Source organism: Nocardia sp. NPDC052316, assembly GCF_044547795.1.
In the GTDB taxonomy this organism is placed as follows: domain Bacteria; phylum Actinomycetota; class Actinomycetes; order Mycobacteriales; family Mycobacteriaceae; genus Nocardia.
The window spans coordinates 225,458-250,421 of the sequence record NZ_JBIUBB010000002.1 but is presented as its reverse complement, the minus strand read 5'-3'; the positions used below and the strand labels follow the sequence as shown (position 1 = coordinate 250,421).

Genomic DNA, 24,964 nt, shown 5'->3' with positions numbered 1-24,964 from the left:
CGCATGCGCATCATCGCGGATCAGGACCGCTGTATCGGCGCGGGGCACTGCCTGCGCGCGGCCCCCGACATCTTCGACTCCGGCGACGACGGCCGTGTTGTCGTCACCGAGCCGGAGCCCGATCCCGCGCGCGTCGAGACCGTGCGCAGGGTCGTCCGGCTCTGCCCCAATGCCGCCCTGGCACTTCGAGAAGACCTCTGAAAATCCGCAACCGAACGGGAAGTCACCGATGACAGTCAGCACCGACGATGTGGCCAGCTTCTACGACGGAACCGACAAGTTCAGTCTGGAAGGCAAGCTCGACGAGCTATGGGGTGCCAATCTCCATTATGGCTACTGGGACAACGATTCCGACGAGGACAGCCCCATCGAGGTGGCAACCGATCGGCTCACCGATCTGATGATCGCGGGCCTGAACGCCCAGCCCGGTCAACGCGTGCTCGATATCGGTTGTGGCAACGGCAATCCGACGCTGCGCCTGGCCAACGCACGCGACGTCTCCGTCGTCGGCATCACGATCAGCCGGGTGCAGGCCGAACAGGGGCAGGCTCGCGTCGCCGAGCTCGGCCTCGCCGACCGCGCCGAGTTCCGGTTGGCCGACGCGATGGATATGCCGTTCCCCGACGGCTCCTTCGACGCCGCATGGGCGCTGGAGTCGATGCTGCACATGCCGGACCGCGGTCGCGTGCTGGCCGAGGCCGCCCGCGTCTTGCGCCCCGGCGCCCGGCTGGCGATCGCCGATGTCGTGGAGCGCGGGCCCGTCAGCCCGGAGGGGAAGGTCGTCCTCGACCATATTCGCACCACCTATAAGATCCACTCCCTCGGCACCGCCGAGGAATATCGCGAGCAGTTGGCCGCGAACGGTTTCATCGATGTCGAGATCACCGATATCACCGACAAGGTCAATCGCACGGGAATCGTGCTCGCCGACGCCGTAGAAAAGAAGCGTGCTGAATTCTTGGTGCACGCGACAGAGCAGGAGCTCGACGAGTTCACCGGTTTCATGCGCCGCGCGGCGGCCACACCGGAGAACGGTTATCTGTTCATCACCGCCACGCGCGGCTGACGATCACCGGAACAGCAAGAGGGGCGCGGCTTCATCGAAGCCGCGCCCCTCTTGCTGTTTGCTATGTCGCCGAGTCGACCTCGGGGCCGAACGCGGCGGCCCGCTCGAAGGCCGCGGCGATCTCCTTGTGCCGTTGCTCGATCGGGGCGTACCACTCGGAGTGGGTGACGGCGTAGAGGTCACCGCGCTTGACCGCACCGACCACGATCGCGCCGACCTCCTCGGGAGCCAGCCAACGCTGTGCCCGGTACTCCTCCTCGGTCATCTCGAAGTCACTCAGTCCCCCGCTCGCATAGCGCTGCGGCCGGTTGCGGGTGCTCGTGGCCACATTGGTTTGCACGGTGGCCGAACACAATACGGTCGTGCCGACCTTCGATCCGTCCTGCTCGAGTTCGCCGGCCAGTGCCTCGGTAAGCGCGACGACCCCGTACTTGCTGACGGCGTAGGCCGCCAACGGCGGCTGGGCGAACAACCCGAATATCGAGGCGGTGTTCACGATGTGGCCGCCGTCCTCGTTGGCCCGCAAGATCGGTAGAAAGGTCTGCACGCCGTGGATGACGCCGAAGAGATTGACCCCGAGCATCCACTGCCAGTCCTCGATCGTGAGATCGGCGATCCGGCCGATCGGCCCTACGCCCGCGTTGTTGCAGACGACGTGCACGGTGCCGAACCGGTCGGTGGCCGCCTTGGCGAGCGCCCGCACGCTGTCCACCTCGCTGACGTCGGTATGGATGCCGACCGCACCGATCTCGGCTGCGGTCCGCGCCAGCGCATCGCGCTCGATGTCGGCGATGATCACCTGCATGCCCTCGGTGATGAGTTGCTCGGCGATGCCCTTGCCGATCCCGGAGGCTCCGCCGGTGACCACGGCGACCTTGCCGCGGAGATTCGGATATGCGCTCATGGGTGATTCGCTCCTGTCTGAGGTGGTCTAGCGGTCGTCACGCCGCGCTCCATTTACCGAGGGGACGACGCAAGCCGAGCCGTGCCCGCAGTGTCGTGTCCGAGGCGCCTGGTGAGCGACGGCGAACGGCGGCGGCGATCTCCAGCATGTCGGTATACGCCTTTTCCGCCGAATCATGCTGCGAGGCAACCAAGCTGAAGCCGTTGACGACACCTGATCCGGCCAACCGGATCAGGTGCTCAACGGGTGTGGCCGTCGAGCGCTCCAGCAGGATCAGCACGTCGCCGCGCCGTCGACCGGCCGCTTGCGCCGACTCGGTTACCGTGTCCGCGATCTCGCGCACGTCGTCGGCCCGATCGACCGGCACGACGGCGATGTCGGACACCCGCCCCGCGAGTGCGGCGGCCTCGGGACTGTCGGCCCGGCGTACCAGCACCGGATGTCCCTGCGGCGGGCGGGCTATGTTGAGCGGCCCGGCCACGTCGAAGTGCGCGCCCTTGTGGTCGAGCGGGCGCAACCGCTCCGGCCGGAAGTAGACGCCGGATTCGCGGTCGCGCAGGAACGCGTCATCGGCGAAGCTGTCCCACAGGCCGCAGACGACCTCGGCGAATTCCTCGGCCCTGGCCAGCCCCGCGGCGGGCGCGGCCATTTCCCAGCCCGCGCGACCGCCGCTGAGGTAGTCGATCGTCGCGAGTAAGCGGGCCACGTGATACGGCGCGAGCTGGTCGGTCGAGATCGACGGCACCAGGCCGATGCCGTCCGTGGCGGCGGCCAGTGCGGCGGCGAGCGTGCCTGCCTCGAAGGCCCCTTGCCCCGCAGGCTGGACGTCTTGGCCGTCATCGAACAGCAGCGCGTCGATTCCCGCGCGCTGCGCGGCGCGCGCCCATTCACAGACGTGGGCGAAGGTCGCGCGACCATTGCCGCCGCCGCTGCCCGCGGTAGTCAACTGCGCGAAGAGTACGAGGGTCATCGCGCACCTGCCAGCGCCGACTCGGTCAGGCCGAGATTGTCACGCAACGTGCCATCGACATAGGACGTGCGCAGCAGCTTCCGCCTGCGCAGCTCCGGCACGACGTGCTCGACGAAGTCGTCCAGGGAACTCGGCAACGAAGGAAAGTCGACAAGGAATCCGTCCGCCGCGCCCTGGGTGAACATGGTCTCCATATGGTCGGCGAGTTGTTCGGGGGTCCCCGCGACGATGTCGCCTGCGGTGCGCACCGACAGCTGGCGCAGGGTCAGGTTCTCTCTGCGGGCGAGGTCGATCCAGCGCTGGGCGGTGCTGCGCGAGTTGTTCGTGACGGGCAGCTCCGGTACCGGGCCGTCCAGCGGGTACTCGGTCAGGTCCACCTCACCGAGTTGCGCCTGCAGCGCGCGCAGCGCGACGATGTCGGGCATCAATTCTTGCAGCTGCCGCAGTCGATCCTTGGCCTCGGCCTCGGTGCTCGCGACGATCGGCTGCAATCCGGGCCAGATCTGGATCGTGTTGGGGCTGCGGCCGTTTCCGGCGGCGCGTGCCTTCAAGTCCGCGTAGAATTCCTGGGCGTCGGACAGCCGGGTATGCCGGGTGAAGATCACCTCGCCGTGCCGGGCGGCGAACGCGCGGCCGACCGGAGACGCACCCGCCTGGAAGATCACCGGCCGTCCCTGTGGCGAGGTCGACACGTTGAGCGGGCCGGGGACGCTGAAGAACTGTCCGCTGTGCTCGATCGGCTCGAGGCCCGAGGTCCACAGCCGGTTCGTCACCGCGATGAACTCGTCCGCACGCGCGTAGCGCAGATCGTGCTCCATGTGTTCGGGGAAGCCGAAGTTGCGCGATTCCCACGGCGCGGCGGAGGTCACCACGTTCCAGCCCGCCCGGCCACCGCTGAGGTGATCGAGGGACGCGAATTTCCGTGCCAGATCGTAGGGTTCGTTGTAAGTGGTGGTCGCGGTCGCGACGAGGCCGATGTGGTCGGTGGTCGCGGCGTAGGCCGAGAGCAGGGCGAGCGGCTCGAAGTGTTCGTTGCGGGCGGTCCTGCTCAGGTGCTGCACATCCGTACCCCACAGCGCGACGACATCCGCGACGAAAATGGCATCGAACACGGCTCGTTCGAGCGCTTGGGCGTTGCGCCGATGGAATGCGAAGTCGAGTTGCGCGTCGGCGGGGGTCTGCGGGTGCCGCCAGGCCGCGATGTGGCCGCCGGGGCCATCGATACAGGCGCCGAGGCGCAGCGTTCGCTGCTGCTGATTCATGGTTCTCCTCGTCTCGGGTCAGTGCGACAGGGTCGGTAATGCGCCGGCGCCTGCGACTTCCGCGCCGATCCGGGGGCCAGGGGTGAAACGCGCGGGCATGCGCACGAACCCGTTGATCTGCCCGACGGTCGGGTACTTCTCGGCCGCGGTGATTCGGTAGTCGGGCATCCGCCGCAGCACCTCGCCGATGACGACCTCGAAATCCATTCGGGCGATGTGCCGTCCGATGCACCGGTGGATGCCGATGCCGAACGCGGCCTGCTTGCGGGCGTCCCGATCCAGGTCGATGACGTCGGGGTTCGGGAAGACCTGTGCATCCAGATTCGCGGCGGCCCAGGACAACAGGACCCGCTCGCCCTTGCCGACCGGGCAGCCGCCGATCTCGGTGTCCGCCGTCGCGGTGCGGCCGACACCCATGACGGGGGTGTAGTACCGCAGGAACTCGTCGCAGGTCGCCGGGATCAGCTCGGGTGCGTCGATCAGCCGCTGCCGCGCTGTCCGGTTGTGCTCCAGATAGTCCAGGGTCGAGGCGAGCAGCGCCGTCGTGGTGTCGACCCCGCCGGGGATGACCGCGTTGCACACCGCGACGATGTCCTCGTCGGAGATCTTGACGCCGTCGATCTCGAGCTGGGTCAGAAAGCTGAGCAGGTCGTCACCCGGCGCGGCGCGCCGCTGCGGAATCAGCTCCCGCACGGTCTCGATGAGCTGCGCGAAGCCCGCCTCGACCCGCGCGAATTCCGGTGTGCCAGGCAGCGTATAGACCAGCGCGTGCACGACGTCGGCGTACAACCGCCAGTCGTCCATCGGCAACCCGACGAGATCGAGCGTGATCAGTGCGGGCACCGGGTTCGCCAGATCCATTACGAGATCGATCTCGCCGCTTTCGATGTGCTGATCCACACACCACGTGGCGAACTGCTCGATGCGGGGGCGCAACCGTCGCGCCGCCTGCGGCGAGAAGAAGGTGGCCAACGCCTTACGCCACTCCAGGAATTCGGGTGGGTCGAGCTCGAGCGGCAACCCGCGGAACGAGGAAGCGGGCACGACGGTCCCCTGCGGCCTGCCCGGCGTGTTGGGCAGCTCGTGCGCCGAGGAGAACAACTGCGGTTGGTGCGCGACCTGCGACACCTGCTGGTAGCCGGTCACCAGCCAGAAACCACCGTGGTTCCTGCTGTAGGCCACCGGCGTTCGGCGATTCAAGGCAATGTTGGCCGCCCATGGATCACGGGCGTACTCGGCCGAATGGTGGTCGTAGTCGACTTCCGGCACTTTATCGGACATTCTCATCCTCGGATCCCGTGGAAGGTGCGCTGCACATCAATTCGTTAGTACCGCAACGAAACCCGGGTGTGAATTGAACCTTTGTGCATTTCGGACGGTTGCTGTACGAAAGTTCAATTCAACTGTGCCGCACATTTGGGCGAGGATGAAAACGTTTGCTCGTGACCACAGGCCAGCGAGGTGGCAATAGATGAAGCACGTACTACTCGGTGCCAGTGGCGTCGGCACGTCGGTGTTCGCGCTCGGCACCGCGACATTCGGCGACTCCACCGACGAGGCCGAAGCGGGCCGCGCGCTGGATGTTTTCGTGGACTCCGGCGGGTTGCTGGTGGACACCGCGGACGGCTACACCGGCGGGCGCGCCGAGGAGATCGTCGGCCGCTGGTTCGGCAAGCAACCCGCGCAGATCCGCGAGCGCGTCCTGATCGCGACCAAGGGCGGCGGGTACACCACCAGCGCCGCGATGAACGAATGGGGCAACACCAGGCACAACCTGACACGGGCGCTGGACACCTCGCTCACCAAGCTCGGTGTCGACTCCATACCGCTCTACCAGGTGCACGCGTGGGATCCACTGACTCCGCTGGAGGAGACGCTGACCTTCCTGGACAACGCGGTGCGCCGAGGCAAGATCCAGTACATTGGGGTGTCCAACTTCACCGGGTGGCAACTGCAGAAGGCCGTCGACCTGGCCAAGGCGCTCAACCTGATCGGGCCGGTGGTGTACCAGGCGCAGTACAGCCTGCTGTGCCGCGAGGTCGAATGGGAGATCATCGCCGCAGGCCTGGCCAACGGCCTCGGGCTGCTGGCCTGGTCCCCGCTCTCCGGCGGGTTGCTCACCGGCAAGTACTCCGCGCACGACCGCCCCGCGGGCTCCCGCTTCGGCGAGCACCTCGACCGCGGGATGATGCACGACAACTACGTCGCGGCCCTCTACAGCACCCACGTCGCGCGCGACCGCACCTGGGAAGTGCTGAAGATCCTGCACGATATCGCCGTCACCAGGAACGTCACGCCCGCCGTCGTCGCACTGGCCTGGGTCGCCGCCCGGCCCGGCGTCAGCTGCGTGGTGCTCGGCGCCCGCAACGCCGAACAGGTGGCGAGCAACCTGGCGGCCCGCGACCTCACCCTCGATGACGACGAGATCGCGCGGTTGACCGAGGCCAGCGATCCGTGCCCGAGCGGCTACCCCTACGGCGAGTTCGGTGCGGCGCTGCGGTCTCGCGTGCTCGGGTGACGAGGCGCACGTCGGAATTCCCACGAATTGGACCTTGGGACAATGTAATTGAACTTTTGTACACAGCCCAATTTGCGTGTACGAAGGTCCACTTTACCGACGGGTCCGTATTCAGTAGAAATTATTAGAAAGAGACAACTCTCACCGGTCCGCCAGTACCGGTCGATCGGTGCTCGACGTTTCGACGCGAAACACCGCGTCGAATCTCCGCTTTCGCCCCGGCGGCGTAATTCTTCATTCGAATTACGCCGCCGTGCCGCCGACCGGGAGACGACACGATCGATCTCGGAGTCGACACGAACCCACGAAGGGGGAAGTAGATGCCGCTGCCCATCGACGGTGACATCGCTGTGGTCGGAATCGCTTGCCGGTTTCCCGGCGCGGCGAGCCCGGACGCCTTGTGGTCGCTGCTGCGGTCCGGAACCGTCGTCGAGGCACCGGTTCCGGACGGGCGGTGGGCATCCGACGCACTGGCGGGCGTGTCCGATGCCGAGGCAGACATCATCCGGCGCGGCGCCTTCCTCGACGACGTGGCGGGGTTCGATGCCGAGTTTTTCCGGTTGTCGCCCCCGGAGGCCGCGATGATGGACCCGCAGCAGCGGCTGATGCTGGAGCTGAGCTGGGAAGCGCTGGAGGACGCGGGAATTCCGGATCGATCCGTGTCGGGCACCCGTGCCGGTGTGTTCATCGGCGTCGCCGGGGACGACTACACCACCCTCGTGCGCGGCCGAGGCGCCGACACGATCACCCCGTTCACCTTCACCGGATCCCAGCGCTCCATCGTGGCCAATCGCGTGTCGTACTTCTTGCAGGCGAAGGGACCCAGTCTCATCGTCGATGCCGGACAGGCCTCGTCGCTGGTCGCCGTCCACCTCGCCGCCGAGAGCCTGCGCCGTGACGAGTGCTCCTTCGCCATCGCCGGCGGTGTCAACCTGCGGCTCACCCCGCACCACGCCATCGCCGCGCACCGGATCGGGGCGCTGTCCCCGGACGGGCGGTGCCATGTATTCGACGCGCGCGCCAACGGTTTCGCCCAGGGCGAGGGCGGCGGCGCCGTCGTGCTGAAGCCGCTGGCCGCGGCGCTGGCCGACGGCGACGACATCTACTGCGTCATCCGCGGCAGCGCCGTGACCAACGACGGTGGCGGCGATCACCTTTCGACGCCTACCGTCGAGGGGCAGGCCGCGGCGATCCGGGCCGCCTACCGATACGCGGGTATCGACCCAGCCACGGTGGCCCACCTCGAGCTGCACGGAACAGGCACCGCGGCAGGCGATCCGGTCGAGGCCGCCGCGCTCGGTGCGGTGATCGGGGCAGCTCGCGAGGCGGGAAACCCGCTGCGGGTCGGCTCGATCAAGTCGAATATCGGCCACCTCGAGGCCGCGGCGGGAATCGCCGGTTTCATCAAGGCCGCGCTGTGCGTGCGCGCCGGAACACTCGTCCCCACCGCGGATTTCCGCACACCCAACCCGGCGATCCCGCTCGACGAGCTGAATCTGCGGGTCCAGACGGCCACCGAGCCGATGCCGGACGCCTCGGCGGTATTCGGGGTGAGCTCGTTCGGTATCGGTGGCACCAACTGCCACGTCGCGGTGTCGGCGCCACCGCCGGTGCCGGTGCGACGGACCGATGACTCGGCCGCCACGCAGGCGCCGGTGCCGCTGGTACTGTCCGCCGCCAGTGCGGCGGCCTTGCGGGCGCAGGCGACCCGGCTCGCCGCCGTGCTCGAGAACAGTTCGGACCTGCTCGACGCGGGCCGGTCGCTGGTCACCACCCGCTCCCGGTTCGAGCACCGCGCCGTGGTGCTCGCGCCCCATCGCGATGCCGTCGGCGCCGCGCTCGACGGGCTCGCCGCGCTGGCGGCGGGCGAGCCCGCTGCCTCGGTGTCGGTCGGGCGGGCCACCGGTACCGGCGACCCGGTATTCGTCTTTCCGGGCCAAGGTTCGCAGTGGGTCGGCATGGCGGCCGAACTGCTCGACGCCGCACCGGTGTTCGCCGAATCGATCGACCGGTGCGCGAACGCTCTCGCGCCGTTCGTGGACTGGTCACTCACCGACGTGCTGCGCGGTATCGGACCCGCCGCGTCGCTGGACCGGGTCGACGTGGTGCAGCCCGCGCTGTGGGCGGTGATGATCGCGCTGTCGGACACGTGGCGATCGCTGGGCGTGCGCCCGGCCGCCGTCGTCGGCCACTCGCAGGGCGAGATCGCCGCTGCCTGCGTGGCGGGCATCCTCTCCCTTTCCGACGGAGCGCGAGTGGTCGCGTTGCGCAGCAGGATCATCGCCACGCACCTCGCCGGCCGGGGTGGCATGGCGACGGTCGCACTGTCGGCAGACGAGCTACGCTCGGTCCTCGGCGATCACCCCGAGGTAGGTCTCGCCGCGCTCAACGGGCCGCGTTCGGTCGTGATCAGCGGCCCGTCCGAACCGCTCGAACGACTGCTCGAGCAGCTGGAGAGCCTCGCCGTCCGGGTGCGACGAGTGCCTGTCGACTACGCCTCGCACTCGGCTCACGTCGACGCCGTCACCGACGAACTGCTCGATGCCCTCGGGCCGATCACGCCGCGCACCGGGGACATCGCCTTCCACTCCACCGTCACCGGCGGATTGCTCGACGGCTCCGCGTTGACGGCGGCGTACTGGTGCCGCAACCTGCGCGAGCCGGTCCTGTTCGAGCCGGTCGTGACGGCGTTGCTACGGCGGCACACGGCGTTCATCGAGCCCAGCCCGCATCCGGTGCTCACCGTGCGCGTTCAGGAAACGGCCGAGGCGGCCGCGGTGCCGGTCGCGGCGATCGGCACCCTGCGACGCGACGAGGGCACCCGCGCTCGGCTACTGACCTCGGCCGCCGCGGCCTGGTCCGCCGGGGTCGGGATCGACTGGACCACGGTGCTCGGCGGCACCGGCCGGATCCCGTTGCCCACCTACCCCTTCCAGCGCACCCGCCACTGGTTCGACACCGTCGATGCCGCGGTGGCACAGGACATGTCGGCGTTGGCGCTGCGCCTGCGCGAAGCGGGCACCGAGAACCTGCGCGCTGTGCTGCTGGACATGGTGCGCAGGCACACTGCGGTGGCGTTGGGTCTCGGCACTCCCGGCGCGGTCGAGGACACCGCGCCGTTCCGGTCGCAGGGGTTGACCTCGATCGTCGGCGCGACGCTGTGCGCCGACCTGGCCAGGGCGACCGGGGTCGGCCTGGCGCCAACGGCGGTTTTCGACTATCCGACACCGCTGGCTCTGGCCGTCCATCTGGAGCAACGGGTGCGGGGCACGGCCGCCGCCGACCCGGTCGCGCCCGCCAGGGCGGAGGCAGGCGACGACGATCCGGTGGTCATCGTCGGCATGGCCTGCCGCTACCCGGGCGGCGTCTCCTCGCCGGAGGACCTGTGGCGGCTTGTCGCCACCGAGCGGGACGTGATCGGCGCCTTCCCCGCGGACCGCGGCTGGGATCTCGACGGCGCGGGCGCCTCGGTGACCTCCCGAGGCGGTTTCCTCTACGACGCAGCCGACTTCGACGCGGCGTTCTTCGGCATCTCACCACGTGAGGCCCTCGCCATGGACCCGCAGCAGCGGCTGCTGCTGGAAACCGCTTGGGAGGCACTCGAACGCACCGGCATCAACCCGCAGACGCTGCGCGGCAGCGACACCGGTGTGTTCGTCGGTGCGATGGCGCAGGACTACGGTCCGCGCTTGCACGAACCGTCCGACGGCACCGACGGCCACCGACTGACCGGGACCACCGGCAGCGTGGCCTCGGGCCGGGTGGCCTACGCGCTGGGACTGGAAGGGCCTGCCGTCACCGTCGACACGGCATGCTCGTCGTCGCTGGTCGCCCTGCACCTCGCCGCGGCGGCGGTGCGGCGCGGTGAATGCTCGATGGCACTGGCCGGCGGCGTTGCCGTCATGAGCTCGCCCGGCATCTTCGTCGAGTTCAGCAGGCAGGGCGGGTTGTCGCCGGACGGTCGCTGTAAGGCGTTCTCGGACAGCGCCGACGGCACCGGCTGGGCCGAGGGCGTCGGTCTGCTGCTCGTGGAACGCCGCTCCGACGCCGAGCGCAACAACCATCCGGTGCTCGCGATAGTGCGCGGCTCGGCGATCAATCAGGACGGCGCCTCCAACGGCCTCACCGCGCCCAACGGCCCGTCGCAGCAACGGGTTATCCGGCAGGCACTGGCCGGCGCCGGACTTCGCCCCGCGGACGTGGACGCGGTCGAGGCGCACGGCACCGGAACACGACTGGGCGATCCGATCGAGGCCCAAGCGCTGCTCGCCACCTACGGCGCGGACCGAGAGCAGCCGCTGTGGCTCGGATCGATCAAGTCCAATATCGGCCACAGCCAGGCCGCGGCCGGTGTCGCGGGCGTGATCAAGATGGTCATGGCCATGCGGCACGGCGTCCTGCCGCGCACCCTGCACATCGACGAGCCGACCACCCACGTCGACTGGTCCGCGGGCGCGGTCCGGCTGCTGACCGAGCAGCAGCCGTGGCCCGGACTCGGCAGGCCACGACGCGCCGGTGTCTCGTCCTTCGGCATCAGCGGCACCAATGCCCATGTGGTGCTGGAAGAGTCACCGGCCGACGCCGAGGTCACCGTGGCCGATCCAGCGGACGGCACCACCGACGGCGAGTTCGACGGGCCATGGCTGCTTTCGGCCATCGACGACGCCGCGCTGCGCGCCCAGGCACGGCGGCTCGGCGAACACCTGCAGGAGCAGGGAACAGCCGATCCGATCGCGGTCGGTGCCACGCTCGCGACCGCCCGTCCTGTCTTCGGATCGCGTGCCGCCGTATTCGGCGCACACACCACCGAACGCGCCGAGGCGCTCGCCGCGCTGAGCGCGGGACGACCGCATCCCGGGCTCGCCCGCGGCACGGCGGCGGCCGCGGGTGACATCGTGTTCGTCTTCCCAGGCCAGGGTTCGCAGTGGGCAGGCATGGGTGCCGAACTACTGGACAGCACACCGGAATTCGCCGAATCCATCGCCCGCTGTGAACAAGCACTCACACCATTCGTCGACTGGTCGCTCACCGAGGTATTGCGCGCCGACGCCACCGCACTCGAACGCGTCGACGTCGTCCAACCCGCGCTGTGGGCCGTCATGGTCGCACTCACCGACACCTGGCGCGCCCTCGGCGTCGAGCCGTCGGCCGTCATCGGCCACTCCCAAGGCGAGATCGCCGCCGCCACCGTCGCGGGGATCCTCACCCTCGACGACGCCGCCCGCATCGTCGCCCTACGCAGCCGCATCATCGCCGAGTACCTCGCCGGACAGGGTGGCATGGCCGCCATCGCCTTACCCGCCGAGGACGTCGAGCATCTGCTCGCCGACCATCCCGGCCTGGACATCGCCGCCCACAACGGGCCGCAATCCACCGTGGTCGCCGGAGCGCAGCAGCCGCTGGCTGAGCTCCTCGCCACCCTCGAGCACAACGGGATCCGGGTGCGCCGCATCCCCGTCGACTATGCCTCACACACCGCCCATGTCGACGGCATCCGCGCCGCGCTGGACACGGCGCTCGCGCAGGTCGCGCCGCGACAGAGCCGAATCACGTTCTACTCCACCGTCACCAACACCCGGCTCGACGGCACCGAACTCACCGCCGACTACTGGTTCCGCAACCTCCGCCAGACCGTCCTGTTCCACCCCGTGGTCCAGTCCCTGCTGCCCACCCACACCACCTTCATCGAACCAAGCCCACACCCCGTCCTGACCGCGGCCATCCAGGACACCGCGGACGCGGTCGACACTGCGGTCAGCACGATCGGGACACTCCGCCGCGACCAGGGCTCGCGCGCCGATCTGCTCGCCGCAGCCGCCCGGGTCTGGGTACACGGTGGCCCCGTCGACTGGCACTCGCAATTTGCTGGGGACCGCCGAATCCCTTTGCCCACCTATCCTTTCCAGCGCAGCCGCTACTGGCTCGACAGCGCCGTGCTTCCCGTGGCCACCGAGTCCGACGAGACCGGGTTCTGGACGGCGGTCGAGTCCGACGACACCGACACGGTCGCGACGATGCTCGGTCTGGCCGAGCACCGGCCGGACTGGCTCGCACAGGCGACACCGGCGTTGGCGCGCTGGCGCGAATCACGCCGAGCGAACAAGGATCTCGACGCCCTGCGGTACTCGGTCCGCTGGACACCGGCCACGATCACCGGTGCAGGGCCGACCGGTACGTGGCTGGTCATCGCCCCACCCGCCGCGCACGAACCCGCCTGGGCGCCGGCGGTGCGTGCGGCGCTGCGTGCGGGCGGCGCGCAGGTGGTCGAGTTGCGGCCGGGCACCACCGATCGCACCGCACTGCGTGAGCACATTCCGCATCAGGTCGACGGGGTGCTGTCCCTGCTGGCGCTCGACGAGGCGCCGACCCCGGGCAGCGCCGCCGTTCCGACGGGCACCGCGGCGACGCTGACGCTGGTTCACGCGCTCGCCGACGCCGGAGTCGAAGCGCCGCTGTGGATCCTGACATCGGGTGCGGTCGCGGTGCACCGGACCGACGACCTGCGTCACCCCACGCAGAGCCAGGTGTGGGGGCTCGGTCGCGTCGTCGCGCTGGAGCAGCCAGAACGCTGGGGCGGGCTCGTCGACGTCACCGCCGCGCCCGACGATCGGGCGATCGAGCGGCTGCTCGCGGTGCTGACCCAGCGCACCGAAGATCAGGTCGCCATCCGCGAATCCGGTGTCTTCGCACGACGTTTGGCGCATGCCGCGGCCGCACCCGCCGCGGCAGCGCCCGTGGCACGGGGCACGGTGCTCATCACCGGCGGCACGGGTGCGCTCGGCGCACAGGTCGCTCGGCGATTCGCCGCCGAGGGCGCGCGCCATCTCGTGCTCGCCGGGCGCCGCGGGGCCCAGGCACCGGGCGTGGACGCGCTGTCGGCCGAATTACGTTCCCTCGGTGCCGAAGTCAGCATCGTGGCGTGTGACGTGGGCGACCGGGAAGCGGTGGCACAGCTGCTGGCGCGGTTCCCGGTGACCTCGGTGATCCACGCCGCCGGGCTGCTCGACGACGCGGTGGTCGATGCCCTGACCGTCGACCAGCTCGACCGAGTGCTGCGGGTGAAGGCCGAGGGCGCGCGGCATCTGCACGAGCTCACCTCGGGTCGGGAGCTGGACGAATTCGTCCTGTTCTCGTCGATCTCCGGCGTGCTCGGCATTCCGGGGCAGGGCGGCTACGCGCCGGGCAACGCCTATCTCGACGCACTCGCCGAACATCGCCGTGGCCTCGGCCTGCCCGGCACCTCCTACGCGTGGGGCCCGTGGGCAGGTGACGGCATGGCCGCGGTCGGTGACGTCGAGGATCGGCTGCGCCGCCACGGTGTGCCGCCCCTGGCGCCCGACCGCGCGCTGGCGCTGCTCCTGCGCGGCACGGCATCGGACCCGGCGACCGTCATGGTGGCCGATGTCCGTTGGGACCGCTTCTTCCTCGCCTACACCGAGGCACGCAGGCGGCCACTGATCGAAGAGTTGCCCGAGGTCCGCGCGCAACTGGACGCGGGTGCGGGCGGCCGGGACGACGAGACCGGCTCCGGGCTGGCCGCGCGGGTCCGCGCACTGCCGCCGAAGCAGCGGTCGGCGGCGGTGCTCGAGGTGGTCCGCGCACAGATCGCCGCCGTGCTCGGGCATGCCGACCCGCTCGACGTCGAGGTCGAGAAACCGTTCCAGGAACTGGGATTCGACTCGCTCACCGGCGTAGAGCTGCGCAACCGGCTCGGCGCGGAGGCCGATGTGCGGCTGCCGTCGGGCCTGGTGTTCGACTACCCGACGGCAGGCGCGGTCGCGCGCTATCTCGAGTCCGTACTCGTCGGTGCGGACGAAACCGAGGCACGCCCCACGCTCGCGGCAGCAGGCGACGACGACCCGGTGGTGATCGTCGCGGCGGCGTGCCGCTATCCGGGCGGGATCGACTCGCCGGAGGATCTGTGGCGACTGGTCGCCGACGGCGGCGACGCGATCGGCGATCTGCCCACCGACCGCGGCTGGGACCTCGGGCGGCTGCTGTCCGAGGTGCCGGGCGGGCCGGGCACCTCGGTCACGGGACGCGGTGGATTCCTCTACGACGCGGCCGATTTCGATGCGGCGCTGTTCGGGATCTCGCCGCGCGAGGCGCTCGCGATGGATCCACAGCAACGGGTGCTGCTGGAGACCACCTGGGAAGCCTTCGAACGCGCGGGCATCGACCCGATGTCGTTGCACGGCAGCGATACCGGCGTCTTCGTCGGCATGAGTTATCACGACTATCAGACCCGGGTCGCCGAGCCACCGCAGGAGCTGGCGGGTTATCTGCTGACCGGGGCAACCCCCAGCGTCGCCTCGGGCCGCATCTCCTACACCTTCGGGCTGGAAGGCCCGGCCGTCACCATCGATACGGCGTGCTCGTCGTCGCTGGTGGCGTTGCACCTCGCCGCCGAGGCGGTGCGGCGCGGTGAATGCGCCACCGCACTGGCCGGCGGTATCGCGATCATGTCCACGCCGCACATGTTCACCGAATTCAGCCGCCAGCAGGGGCTTTCACCGGATGGCCGGTGCAAAGCCTTCGCAGGCGATGCCGACGGATTCGGCGCCGCGGAGGGCGTCGGCATGCTGCTGGTTGCTCGGCTGTCCGAGGCCCGCCGCCGCGGTCTGCCGGTACTCGCCGTCGTACGCGGGTCCGCGGTGAACCAGGACGGGGCCTCCAATGGGCTCACCGCGCCGAACGGTCCAGCCCAGCAACGCGTCATCCGCCAGGCCCTCGCCAACGCCGGGCTGCGGCCCGCCGACGTGGATGTCGTGGAAGCCCATGGCACCGGAACACGGCTGGGCGATCCCATCGAGGCGGAGGCGTTGCAGGCGGCCTACGGGCGCGACCGCACGCAACCGCTGTGGCTCGGCTCGGTCAAATCCAATATCGGCCACACCCAGGCTGCCGCCGGTGCCGCGGGCATCATCAAAATGATCATGGCCATGCGCCACGACGTGCTGCCGCGCACACTGCACGTCGGCGAGCCCGCCCCCGAGATCGACTGGGCTGCCGGGCAGGTCCGGCTGCTGACCGAGGATCAGCAGTGGCCGGACCAGGGGCGCCCCCGCCGCGCGGCGGTCTCTTCCTTCGGCGTCAGCGGCACCAACGCGCATGTCGTCCTCGAAGAGCCGCCCGTCGCGGACGAGCCAGCGACCGCACGCCCCGAGCCCGTCGCGATGCCCTGGGCGCTTTCCGCGAAAACGCCTGCGGCACTGCGTGATCAGGCACGGCGCTTGCTGGCCGTCGCCGACCGGGACCCGGTCGATATCGGGTGGTCGCTGGCCACCACCCGAGCCGTGCTCGACCGGCGCGCGGTGATCGTGGGCGATGACCACGAACAGCTGCTCGCCGGGCTGACCGCACTCGCCGACGGAACACCGGCCGACAACGTTGTCGAAGGCGCCGCCGATGCCGCGGGCAAGGTCGTGTTCGTCTTCCCGGGACAGGGTTCGCAGTGGGCAGGCATGGGCGCCGAACTACTCGACACCACAGCAGAATTCGCCGAATCCATCGCCCGTTGCGAACGAGCACTCGCACCATTCGTCGACTGGTCCCTCATCGACGTGCTGCGCGCCGGCACCGACGCGCTCGACCGCGTCGACGTCGTCCAACCCGCGCTGTGGGCGATGATGGTCGCCCTCACTGATACCTGGCGCGCGCTGGGTGTCGAACCGGCCGCCGTCATCGGCCACTCCCAAGGCGAGATCGCCGCAGCCACCGTCGCAGGCATTCTGTCCCTCGACGACGCCGCCCGCATCGTCGCCCTGCGCAGCAGGATCATCGGCGAGCGCCTCGCCGGAGACGGCGGCATGGCCTCCATCGCCCTGTCCGCCGCGGCGGTCGAGGATGTCCTCGCCGACCATCCCGAGGTCGGCATCGCGGCCCGCAACGGGCCGCAAGCCACCGTGGTCGCCGGACCGCGACAGCAACTGGAGCAGCTCCTGTCGACCCTCGAACAGCGCGAGGTCCGGCTGCGCCGCATCCCGGTGGACTACGCGTCCCACACGCCCGGCGTCGAGGCCATCCGCGCCGAGCTCGAAGTGGCGCTGGGACCGGTGCGTCCACGTGCCGGCAACATCACCTTCTACTCCACCGTCACCGGAACCCCGCTCGACGGCACCGAACTCACCGCCGACTACTGGTTCCGTAACCTGCGGCAACCGGTGCTGTTCCACCCCACGGTCGAGACCCTGCTCACCGAGAACCGTACGGTCTTCATCGAGCCGAGCCCGCACCCCGTGCTGGTTCCAGCCCTCGCGGAATCCGGGCCCGCGGTCACCGCGATCGGCACGCTGCGCCGTGCCGACGGTGGCCTCCCCCGGTTGCTCACCGCCGCGGCGGCGGCGTGGACCAACGGCATCGACGTCGACTGGGCCGCACAGCTGCGCGGCGCACGGTCGATCCCGCTGCCCACCTACCCGTTCCAGCGCACCCGCTACTGGATGGAAGGGCAGGCGACCGGCGCGGCGAATCTCGTGGCCGCCGGGCAGACGCCGCTGGACCACCCGCTGCTTTCGGCACGCGTCGACCACCCGGATGGGCGGGAAGTTCTGCTCACCGGCCGGATCTCGCTCGACACCCACCCGTGGCTCGCCGACCACGCCGTCGCGGGTGTGCTGCTGCTGCCGGGTACGGCGGTGCTCGAGCTGGTGGTGCGGGCGGGCGACGAGGTCGGCTGTGACCTCGTCGAGGAGCTCACCCTCACCACGCCACTGGTGGTGCCCGAGCACGGCGGAAGCCAACTGCGCGTGCGGGTCTCGTCTACCGGCGACGGCCGCCACACGGTCAGCGTGCATGCCAGGCCCGAGGACGTGCTCGAAGGGGACACGTGGACCCTGCACGCAGGCGGCACACTGACCCGCTCGGGCCGCCCGGCCGCAGCGACGTCCACCGCCCGGCCCGCCCCAGGCGCCGAACCCGTGCCGATCGACACCGTGTACGAACGCTTCGCCGGGCACGGCTACTCCTACGGTCCGGCATTCCAGGGCCTGCGCACCGTATGGCGTTCCGGCCGTGACGTATTCGCCGAGATAGCGTTGCCCGAAGAACAACATTCGGCCGCTGAACGGTTCACCCTGCACCCGGCGCTGCTCGACGCGGCAACGCAGACCGTGCTGCTGGCGACCCCGCTGCGCGAGGGCGCCCCGTCGGTGCTGCCGTTCGAGTGGCGCAACTTCAGCGTGCACACGACCGGTGCCACAGCGGCATTCGTGCACCTGCAGACGGTGTCGCGCACCGAGGCCAGGTTGTCGATCACCGACGCCGCTGGCGTGCTGATCGCCGAGGCCGAGGCACTGGTGCTGCGACCGGTGGACCTCGCCGGGCTCACCAGACTCGGCGCGGGACGCACCGACACGCTGCTGCGCGTCGAGTGGAGCGTGTTCGCGCCTGCCTCGGTGGTACCCGCGGATATCGTCTCGCACGTCGAGGTATCGAACGCGGCCGAACTCACCGCGCTCGCCGCGGCCTTCGACGAGGACGACGCAGAGCTACCGAGCCTGGTCTTCGCCCGCCTCGACCTGCGACCCGACGAACACACCGAGCCGTCGGCCGCGACAGCACGCGACGAAGCGCTGCGGGTGTCGGAACTGCTGCGGCACTGGCTCGCCGAACCGTTGTTCGATGATTCACAGCTCGTGCTGGTCACCCGGCACGCGGTGCGGGTGCTGCCGGACGATCCCGCGGCCACCCGGTTCGCCACCGTCTGGGGCATGGTGGCGTCGGCGCAGACCGAGCATCCCGGCCGATTCGTCCTCGCCGACCTGGACGACGCCGACACCTCGTATCAGCGGCTGCCCCTCGCGGTCGCCGGCGGCGAGCCCCAGATCGCCGTGCGCGACGGCCGTCCCCGCTTTCCCCGGTTGGTTCCCGCGAGCGAGGCCACCGCGGCCGCCGCGCCCATCGATCCCGACGGCACCGTCCTGATCACCGGCGGCACCGGCACGCTCGGCAGGCTGGTGGCACGACAGTTGATCGACAAACACGGTGTGCGCCGCCTGGTGCTCGTCAGCAGGCAGGGTCCGCGTGCGGACGGTGCTACCGAACTGCTCGCCGAGCTGCGGTCCGCCGGTGCGCTGGCGGAGATCGTCGCGTGCGACGTCGCCGACCGGCACGAGCTCACCCGGCTGTTCGAACAGCTGCAGACCACGCACCCGGTGACCGCGGTAGTGCACACGGCGGGAGCGCTCGCGGACGGCCTCATCGAGTCGCTCACCACCGAGCAGCTCGACACGGTGCTGCGCCCGAAGGTCGACGCCGCGGTGCACCTGCACGAGTTGACCGAGCGGCACGACGTGCGCCGCTTCGTCCTGTTCTCCTCGGCCGCAGGTGTTCTCGGCTCCGCCGGGCAGGCCGGATACGCGGCGGCGAACGCGTTCCTCGACGCACTCGCCCGTTACCGCAGGCAGCGCGGCGTGCCTGCCGTGTCACTGGCATGGGGGTTGTGGGACGAGCGCAGCGCACTGACCTCCGGGCTGACCGACACCGATCTGCGCCGCCTGGCCGGGCTCGGTATCGGTGCGATGCGGACGGAGTCCGCACTCGCGCTCTTCGACGCGGCGTGGAGTGGCGAACACGAAGACGCAGCGCTGGTTCCGGTTCGGGTAGAGGCCGCGACGCTCATCGCCGCTGGCGGCGCGATCCCGCCGCTGCTGCGGGATCTGGTCCGCGTGCCGGTGCGGCGCGCCGCGGCGCGGCCGGACGACGACGCCCACCCGTTGGCCGATCTCCCCGCCGACCGGCGGGCCGGTGCGCTGCTCGAGCTCGTCCGGGCCCGTGCCGCAGCGGTGCTCGGGCACGGCACCCCGGAGGCGGTGCCGTCGGCGCGCGCGTTCCGCGACCTCGGCTTCGACTCGCTCGCCGCGGTCGAACTGCGCAACCGCCTCAACAACGCGACCGGACTACGCCTGCCCGCCACCGTCGTCTTCGACCATCCGAGCCCGACCGCGCTCGCCGAGCACATCGAACAGGAGCTGTACGGGCGCGCGGACGCAGCGCCGGACACCGCACCCACCGGGCAGCACGCCGACGACCCGGTGGCGATCGTCGCGATGAGCTGCCGGTTCCCCGGCGGAGGCAGTACGCCGGAAGCGTACTGGCGGTTCGTGTCCGCCGACGGTGACGCGGTCTCGACGATGCCGTCGGACCGCGGCTGGGATCCGGCGGCACCGCGCGAGGGCGCGTTCCTGTACGACGCGGCGGAGTTCGACCCCGACCTGTTCGGGATCTCGCCGCGCGAGGCGCTCGCGATGGACCCGCAGCAACGGCTACTGCTGGAAACCTCCTGGGAGCTGTTCGAGCGGGCAGGGATCGATCCGATGTCGTTGCGCGGCAGTAAGACCGGCGTCTTCGCGGGCGTGATGTACCACGATTACGGCGCCCGGCTCACCGACGTACCCGCCGATGTCGAGGGTTATCTGATCAACGGCAGCGCGGGCAGCATCGCCTCCGGACGGGTCGCCTACGTTTTCGGTCTGGAGGGACCGGCGGTCACCGTCGACACCGCGTGCTCGTCGTCGCTGGTCGCGTTGCACTTGGCCGCGCAGGCGCTGCGCAACGGTGAATGCACCATGGCGATGGCCGGTGGTGTCACTGTCATGGCGACGCCCGCCCCCTTCGTGGAGTTCAGCAGGCAGGGCGGGCTGGCCGAGGACGGCCGGTGCAAGGCGTTCGCCGCCACCGCCGACGGCACCGGTTGGGGTGAAGGCGCGGGTCTGCTGCTGCTGGAACGCCTTTCGGACGCTCGGCGCAACGGTCATCCGGTGCTGGCGATCCTGCGTGGCTCGGCGGTCAACCAGGACGGCGCGTCCAACGGGCTCACCGCACCCAACGGGCCTGCCCAGCAACGGGTGATCCGCCAAGCACTGACCAATGCCGGGTTGCGACCCGCCGACATCGACGCGGTGGAAGCGCACGGCACCGGAACACGACTCGGCGACCCCATCGAAGCCCAAGCACTCCTGGCCACCTACGGACAAGAACGGGATCAACCGCTCTGGCTGGGCTCGGTCAAATCGAATATCGGCCACACCCAGGCTGCCGCAGGCGCCGCCGGTGTCATCAAAATGATCATGGCCATGCGCCACGGCACCCTGCCCCGCACCCTGCACATCGACCAACCCACACCACACGTCGACTGGGACACCGGCAAAGTCGCGCTACTGACCGAAGCCCGGCCTTGGCCGGGCGGCGAGCGACCGCGCCGAGTCGGGGTCTCCGCGTTCGGCGTCAGTGGCACCAACGCGCACGTGATCCTCGAGCAGGCACCGGCGGGCGACACCGCGCTCGATGAACCACGTGCGCTGCCCGTCGTGCCATGGCCACTGTCCGGTCGCGGCCGAGCCGCACTGCGGGCCCAGGCCATTCGGCTGGCGGACGCAATCGTCGACACCGACTCGGCCCTCGATGTCGGCTGGTCGCTGGCCACCACCCGTGCGGCGCTGGAGGAGCGCGCGGTCGTCCTCGTGTCCGACGAGACCGACCGGCGAGCGGCGCTGCGGGCGCTCGCCGAGGGGACTACGCACCCGTCGGTGATCACCGGACGTGCCGCCGGCGGCGGGGTGGCGATGATGTTCTCCGGCCAGGGTTCCCAACGACTCGACATGGGGCGGGCACTCTACGAGGCCTACCCGGTGTACGCGCGAGCCTTCGACGAGGTGTGCGCACACCTCGACCCGCAGCTACCGAAGCCACTGCGGGACATCATCTTCGGCAATGATCCAGCTGTACTGAGCCAGACCCGGTACGCCCAGCCCGCCTTGTTCGCGCTACAGGTCGCCCTCTACCGGTTGTGGGCATCGTGGGGCATCACGCCCACCGTCGTCGCCGGACACTCCATCGGCGAGGTTGCCGCCGCGCACATCGCGGGGGTTATCGACCTCACCGATGCGACCACCCTCATCGCGGTCCGCGGCCGGTTGATGCAGTCGCTGCCCGAAGGCGGGGCGATGGTGGCCGTCGAGATCGCCGAGGACGACGTCCGCCCCCTGCTGGACGGATACCAGGACCGCGTCGGCATCGCTGCCGTCAACAGTCCGAATTCCCTTGTGCTGTCCGGTGATCACGAGGCCATCACCGAGATCCTCACGCGCCTCGACGGGCACCGGACCAAGTGGCTGCGCGTCTCGCATGCCTTCCACTCACCGCTGATGGAGCCCATCCTCGACGAGTTCCGCAGCGCCGTCGCTGATCTGACATTCTCGGCGCCGCACCTCCCGATGGTCTCGACCGTCACGGGAGCGCCGATCGAGGACACCACCCTCGCCGATCCCGAGCACTGGGTCCGGCACGCGCGACAGACGGTGCGCTTCGCCGACGCGGTCGCCGCGATCGCGACCTACACCCCCGCCGTGCATGTGGAGATCGGCCCCACCGCAACGCTGATCGGCCATGTCGACGGCGCCGCCGTCGCCTCACTGCGGCACGACCGACCCGAGCCGGTGGCGCTCGCCACCGCGCTCGCGCACCTCGTCGTCGGCGGTGTCGATCCGGACTGGCACGCCTACTTCGCCGAGACGAACCCACGCCCGTCACCATTGCCGACCTACCCGTTCCAGCGCACGCACCTCTGGCTCGACAACCAGCCAGCCGAGTCGATAGATCTGGACGCCGCGGGACTGGACAGTGCCGACCACCCGATCCTCGGGGCGGCGCTGACCGCAGCCTCGGCCGATCGGATGCTGTTCACCGGCCGGGTGTCGCTAGCGACCCAGCCGTGGCTGGCCGACCACACCGTGCACGGCACGGTGTTGTTCCCCGGCACAGCGTTCCTCGAACTGGTGCTGCACGCGGGACACCGCAGCGGTTACCCGCGGGTGGCGGAGCTCGTCACCGGCGTCCCCCTGACCCTCGCCGAGACCGAGAGTGTGCAGATCCGCGTCGAGGTCGACGAGCCCGTGGACGGCCGCCGGACGGTCGCGGTGTTCTCCCGGCCGACGGGCGCGGTCCCCGATGAGCCGTGGACGCGGCACTGCGACGGCGTGTTGGCTACCGGGGCCGGCGACCGATCCGGCGAGCCCGTGCGCTGGCCACCTGCGGACGCGACGCCGGTGGACATCACCGATTTCTACGCGCGGATGGATGAGGCAGGCATCGGCTACGGTCCGGCGTTCCGTGGGCTGCGTGCGGCATGGCGCCGCGGCGAGGAGATGTTCGCCTCGATCCACTCCGACTATGCGACAGCCGGTTTCGCGATACACCCGGCGCTGTTCGACGCCGCGCTGCACATCACCGCGGTGGACGCGGGCGCGCAAGCGAGCCTGCCGTTCCAGTGGTCTGATGTGCGGTTGCACGATCGTGCGGGTAACGAACTCCTGGTCCGCCTGGTTCGCCGCGGACCCGACCAGGTCTCGCTCGACCTGGCCGATGCCTCCGGCGCCGCGCTCGCCTCGATCGCCGCGCTGATCGGCCGGCCTGCCTCCGCTGACCTGGCGCGCTCGGCGCGAGCCGCTTCGCTGCGGATGGATTGGCAGCCGGTCGCGCTGCCGGTAGCGACGGATCTACCGGCCGGTGACACGGTGCTCGAAGTCGTTGTGCCGCCTGCGGACCGAGACGATCTCGCCGAATCGGCCCGGCGCACCGCGGAGCAGGTATTGCATTCGGTGCAGGATTGGCTCGAACGGCAGTCCAGCACCACCTCCCGGTTGATCGTGGTGACCACGGGCGTCCGATCCGGCGACCCGCATCGCCGCCTGCCCGCCGCCGCGGTGTGGGGGCTGGTGCGGTCGGCCCAGGTCGAGCATCCCGGCAGGCTGGTGTTGGTGGACACCGACGGTGATACCGCGCGGCTCGCCGCGGCCGCGGCGTCCGGTGCGGGACAGATCGCGCTACGCGGTCATCAGGCTTACGCACCGCGGCTCGTTCGCCACGTGCCGTCCGCCGCCGCGGCTGCCTCCTGGGGCGGCACGGTGCTGGTCACCGGCGCGAGCGGCGCATTGGGCGCCCTGGTGACCGAGCATCTGGTCCAGTCGCACGGGATTCGCAGGCTGCTGCTGGTCAGCCGCCGAGGCGGCGACGCCCCCGGCGCCGACGGTCTGGCCGCTCGACTGGGTGCGCTGGGCGCCGAGGTGACCTTCGCGGCATGCGACGTCGCCGACCGGGCGGCGCTGGCACGGCTGTTGGCCGAGGTACCCGAGCAGTGGCCGCTGTCGGCGGTCGTGCACTGCGCGGGCTTGGTCGACGACGCCACGCTGGCTGGTCAATCCGGTGAGCGCCTGCGGAAGGTGTTCGCGCCCAAGGCCGACGCGGCCTGGCATCTGCACGAGCTCACCAGAGAACTGAATCTCTCTGCGTTCGTGCTGTTTTCCTCAGCCGCCGGTGTGCTCGGCTCGGCCGGGCAGGCGAATTACGCTGCCGCAAACGCGTTTCTGGACGCGCTCGCCGAGATCCGAAGGGAGCAGCGGCTGCCCGCGCTCTCGCTGGCGTGGGGCCTGTGGGATGCCACGGCAGGCATGGCGGGTGAACTGACCGAGGCCGACCGTCGCCGCCTGGCCCGCACGGGTGTGGTGCCGATCCGGGCAGAGCAGGGCCTGGCGATGTTCGACGACGCCCTCGGCTCCGAGCAGGCGCTCGTCGTCCCGCTGCTGTTGAACCGCGCGGCGCTGCGGGACGCGGCCGAGGTTCCCGCCGTGTTGCGCGGATTCGTCCCCGCTGCCGCGAACGAGCTCGAAACCGTTGAGCGGGGCGCGGACTCGCTGCGGGACCTGATCGGCGGTGTCAGTGGGGAGGAGCGCCGGAGCCTGCTGCTCGACGTGGTGCGTACCGAGGTGGCCGCGACGCTCGGCCACGCCTCGCCCGCCGCGCTCGATCCTCGCCGGAGCTTCACCGATCTCGGCTTCGATTCGCTCACCGCGGTCGAGTTGCGCGGCCGGCTCACCGCGCGCACCGGTCTGCCGCTGCCCGCCTCCCTCGCGTTCGACTATCCGTCACCGGAGGCGCTCGCCGCGTTCCTCGACGACGAGTTGCCCGGCGCCACCGACACGCTGCTCGCGGAGCTGGATCGGTTGGCGGTGCTGCTGCAGGCCGAGTCGGCGGCCGACCACGAGCAGGTCACCGAACGCCTCACCAGTCTGCTCACCACATGGCACGGGCGCGGCGCCGCGAACGGGAACGGGAACGGGAACGGGAACGGGAACGGGAACGGGAGCCATGACATCGACCTCGCCGACACCACAACGCCGGAGGAATTGATGGAGTTCATCGACCGCAACCTCTGACCCAGTCCCCTACCGAAATCCGTTCGAATCGA

At 70.1% G+C, this 24,964-nt stretch carries 8 protein-coding genes; 4 read left to right on the top strand and 4 right to left on the bottom strand.

Annotated elements, in window-relative coordinates; genetic code table 11:
- Window positions 1–3 precede the first annotated feature (3 nt).
- Both ACIHA7_RS08140 and ACIHA7_RS08135 read left to right on the top strand, forming a co-directional pair.
- Window positions 4–201 (top strand): ferredoxin, encoded by a 198-nt coding sequence (locus ACIHA7_RS08140; protein ID WP_397286945.1) that lies wholly within the window; start codon window positions 4–6, stop codon window positions 199–201.
- A 28-nt stretch (window positions 202–229) separates the two neighbouring features.
- Window positions 230–1,066: an SAM-dependent methyltransferase gene (locus ACIHA7_RS08135; RefSeq protein WP_397286943.1), complete on the top strand. Its 837-nt coding sequence runs from the start codon at window positions 230–232 to the stop codon at window positions 1,064–1,066.
- Between the two features lie 61 nt (window positions 1,067–1,127).
- Here ACIHA7_RS08135 and ACIHA7_RS08130 read toward each other — a convergent pair whose 3' ends face one another.
- Genes ACIHA7_RS08130 through ACIHA7_RS08115 form a run of 4 tightly spaced genes read right to left on the bottom strand, consistent with a single transcriptional unit; the run spans window position 1,128 to window position 5,483 of the window.
- Window positions 1,128–1,970 carry an SDR family NAD(P)-dependent oxidoreductase gene (locus tag ACIHA7_RS08130; RefSeq protein ID WP_397286941.1) on the bottom strand — a complete coding sequence of 281 codons (843 nt, stop codon included), beginning with the start codon at window positions 1,968–1,970 and terminating at the stop codon, window positions 1,128–1,130.
- Between the two features lie 37 nt (window positions 1,971–2,007).
- A complete protein-coding gene (locus ACIHA7_RS08125; RefSeq protein ID WP_397286939.1) occupies window positions 2,008–2,940 on the bottom strand; it encodes an LLM class flavin-dependent oxidoreductase in 933 nt (310 codons plus the stop codon).
- Window positions 2,937–4,202, bottom strand: a complete 1,266-nt coding sequence (locus tag ACIHA7_RS08120; protein ID WP_397286937.1) for an LLM class flavin-dependent oxidoreductase — start codon at window positions 4,200–4,202, stop codon at window positions 2,937–2,939. The genes ACIHA7_RS08125 and ACIHA7_RS08120 overlap by 4 nt, the downstream gene beginning before the upstream one ends.
- An 18-nt stretch (window positions 4,203–4,220) precedes the next feature.
- A complete protein-coding gene (locus ACIHA7_RS08115) occupies window positions 4,221–5,483 on the bottom strand; it encodes a cytochrome P450 (protein WP_397286935.1) in 1,263 nt (420 codons plus the stop codon).
- Between the two features lie 190 nt (window positions 5,484–5,673).
- On the opposite strand from ACIHA7_RS08115, the gene ACIHA7_RS08110 reads away from it, so the two are divergent.
- Together ACIHA7_RS08110 and ACIHA7_RS08105 are read left to right on the top strand one after the other, a co-directional pair.
- Window positions 5,674–6,720: an aldo/keto reductase gene (locus ACIHA7_RS08110; RefSeq protein WP_397286933.1), complete on the top strand. Its 1,047-nt coding sequence runs from the start codon at window positions 5,674–5,676 to the stop codon at window positions 6,718–6,720.
- A 320-nt stretch (window positions 6,721–7,040) separates the two neighbouring features.
- On the top strand, window positions 7,041–24,932 hold the full coding sequence (locus ACIHA7_RS08105) for a type I polyketide synthase (RefSeq protein ID WP_397286931.1): 17,892 nt from the start codon (window positions 7,041–7,043) through the stop codon (window positions 24,930–24,932).
- Window positions 24,933–24,964: the final 32 nt, after the last annotated feature.

What these genes read in the sequence shown, in the direction of transcription:
- ACIHA7_RS08140 (WP_397286945.1), top strand. Translation starts at nt 4, where the DNA reads ATGCGCATCATCGCGGATCAGGACCGCTGTATCGGCGCGGGGCACTGC.
- ACIHA7_RS08135 (WP_397286943.1), top strand. Translation starts at nt 230, where the DNA reads ATGACAGTCAGCACCGACGATGTGGCCAGCTTCTACGACGGAACCGAC.
- ACIHA7_RS08130 (WP_397286941.1), bottom strand. Translation starts at nt 1,970, where the DNA reads ATGAGCGCATATCCGAATCTCCGCGGCAAGGTCGCCGTGGTCACCGGC.
- ACIHA7_RS08125 (WP_397286939.1), bottom strand. Translation starts at nt 2,940, where the DNA reads ATGACCCTCGTACTCTTCGCGCAGTTGACTACCGCGGGCAGCGGCGGC.
- ACIHA7_RS08120 (WP_397286937.1), bottom strand. Translation starts at nt 4,202, where the DNA reads ATGAATCAGCAGCAGCGAACGCTGCGCCTCGGCGCCTGTATCGATGGC.
- ACIHA7_RS08115 (WP_397286935.1), bottom strand. Translation starts at nt 5,483, where the DNA reads ATGTCCGATAAAGTGCCGGAAGTCGACTACGACCACCATTCGGCCGAG.
- ACIHA7_RS08110 (WP_397286933.1), top strand. Translation starts at nt 5,674, where the DNA reads ATGAAGCACGTACTACTCGGTGCCAGTGGCGTCGGCACGTCGGTGTTC.
- ACIHA7_RS08105 (WP_397286931.1), top strand. Translation starts at nt 7,041, where the DNA reads ATGCCGCTGCCCATCGACGGTGACATCGCTGTGGTCGGAATCGCTTGC.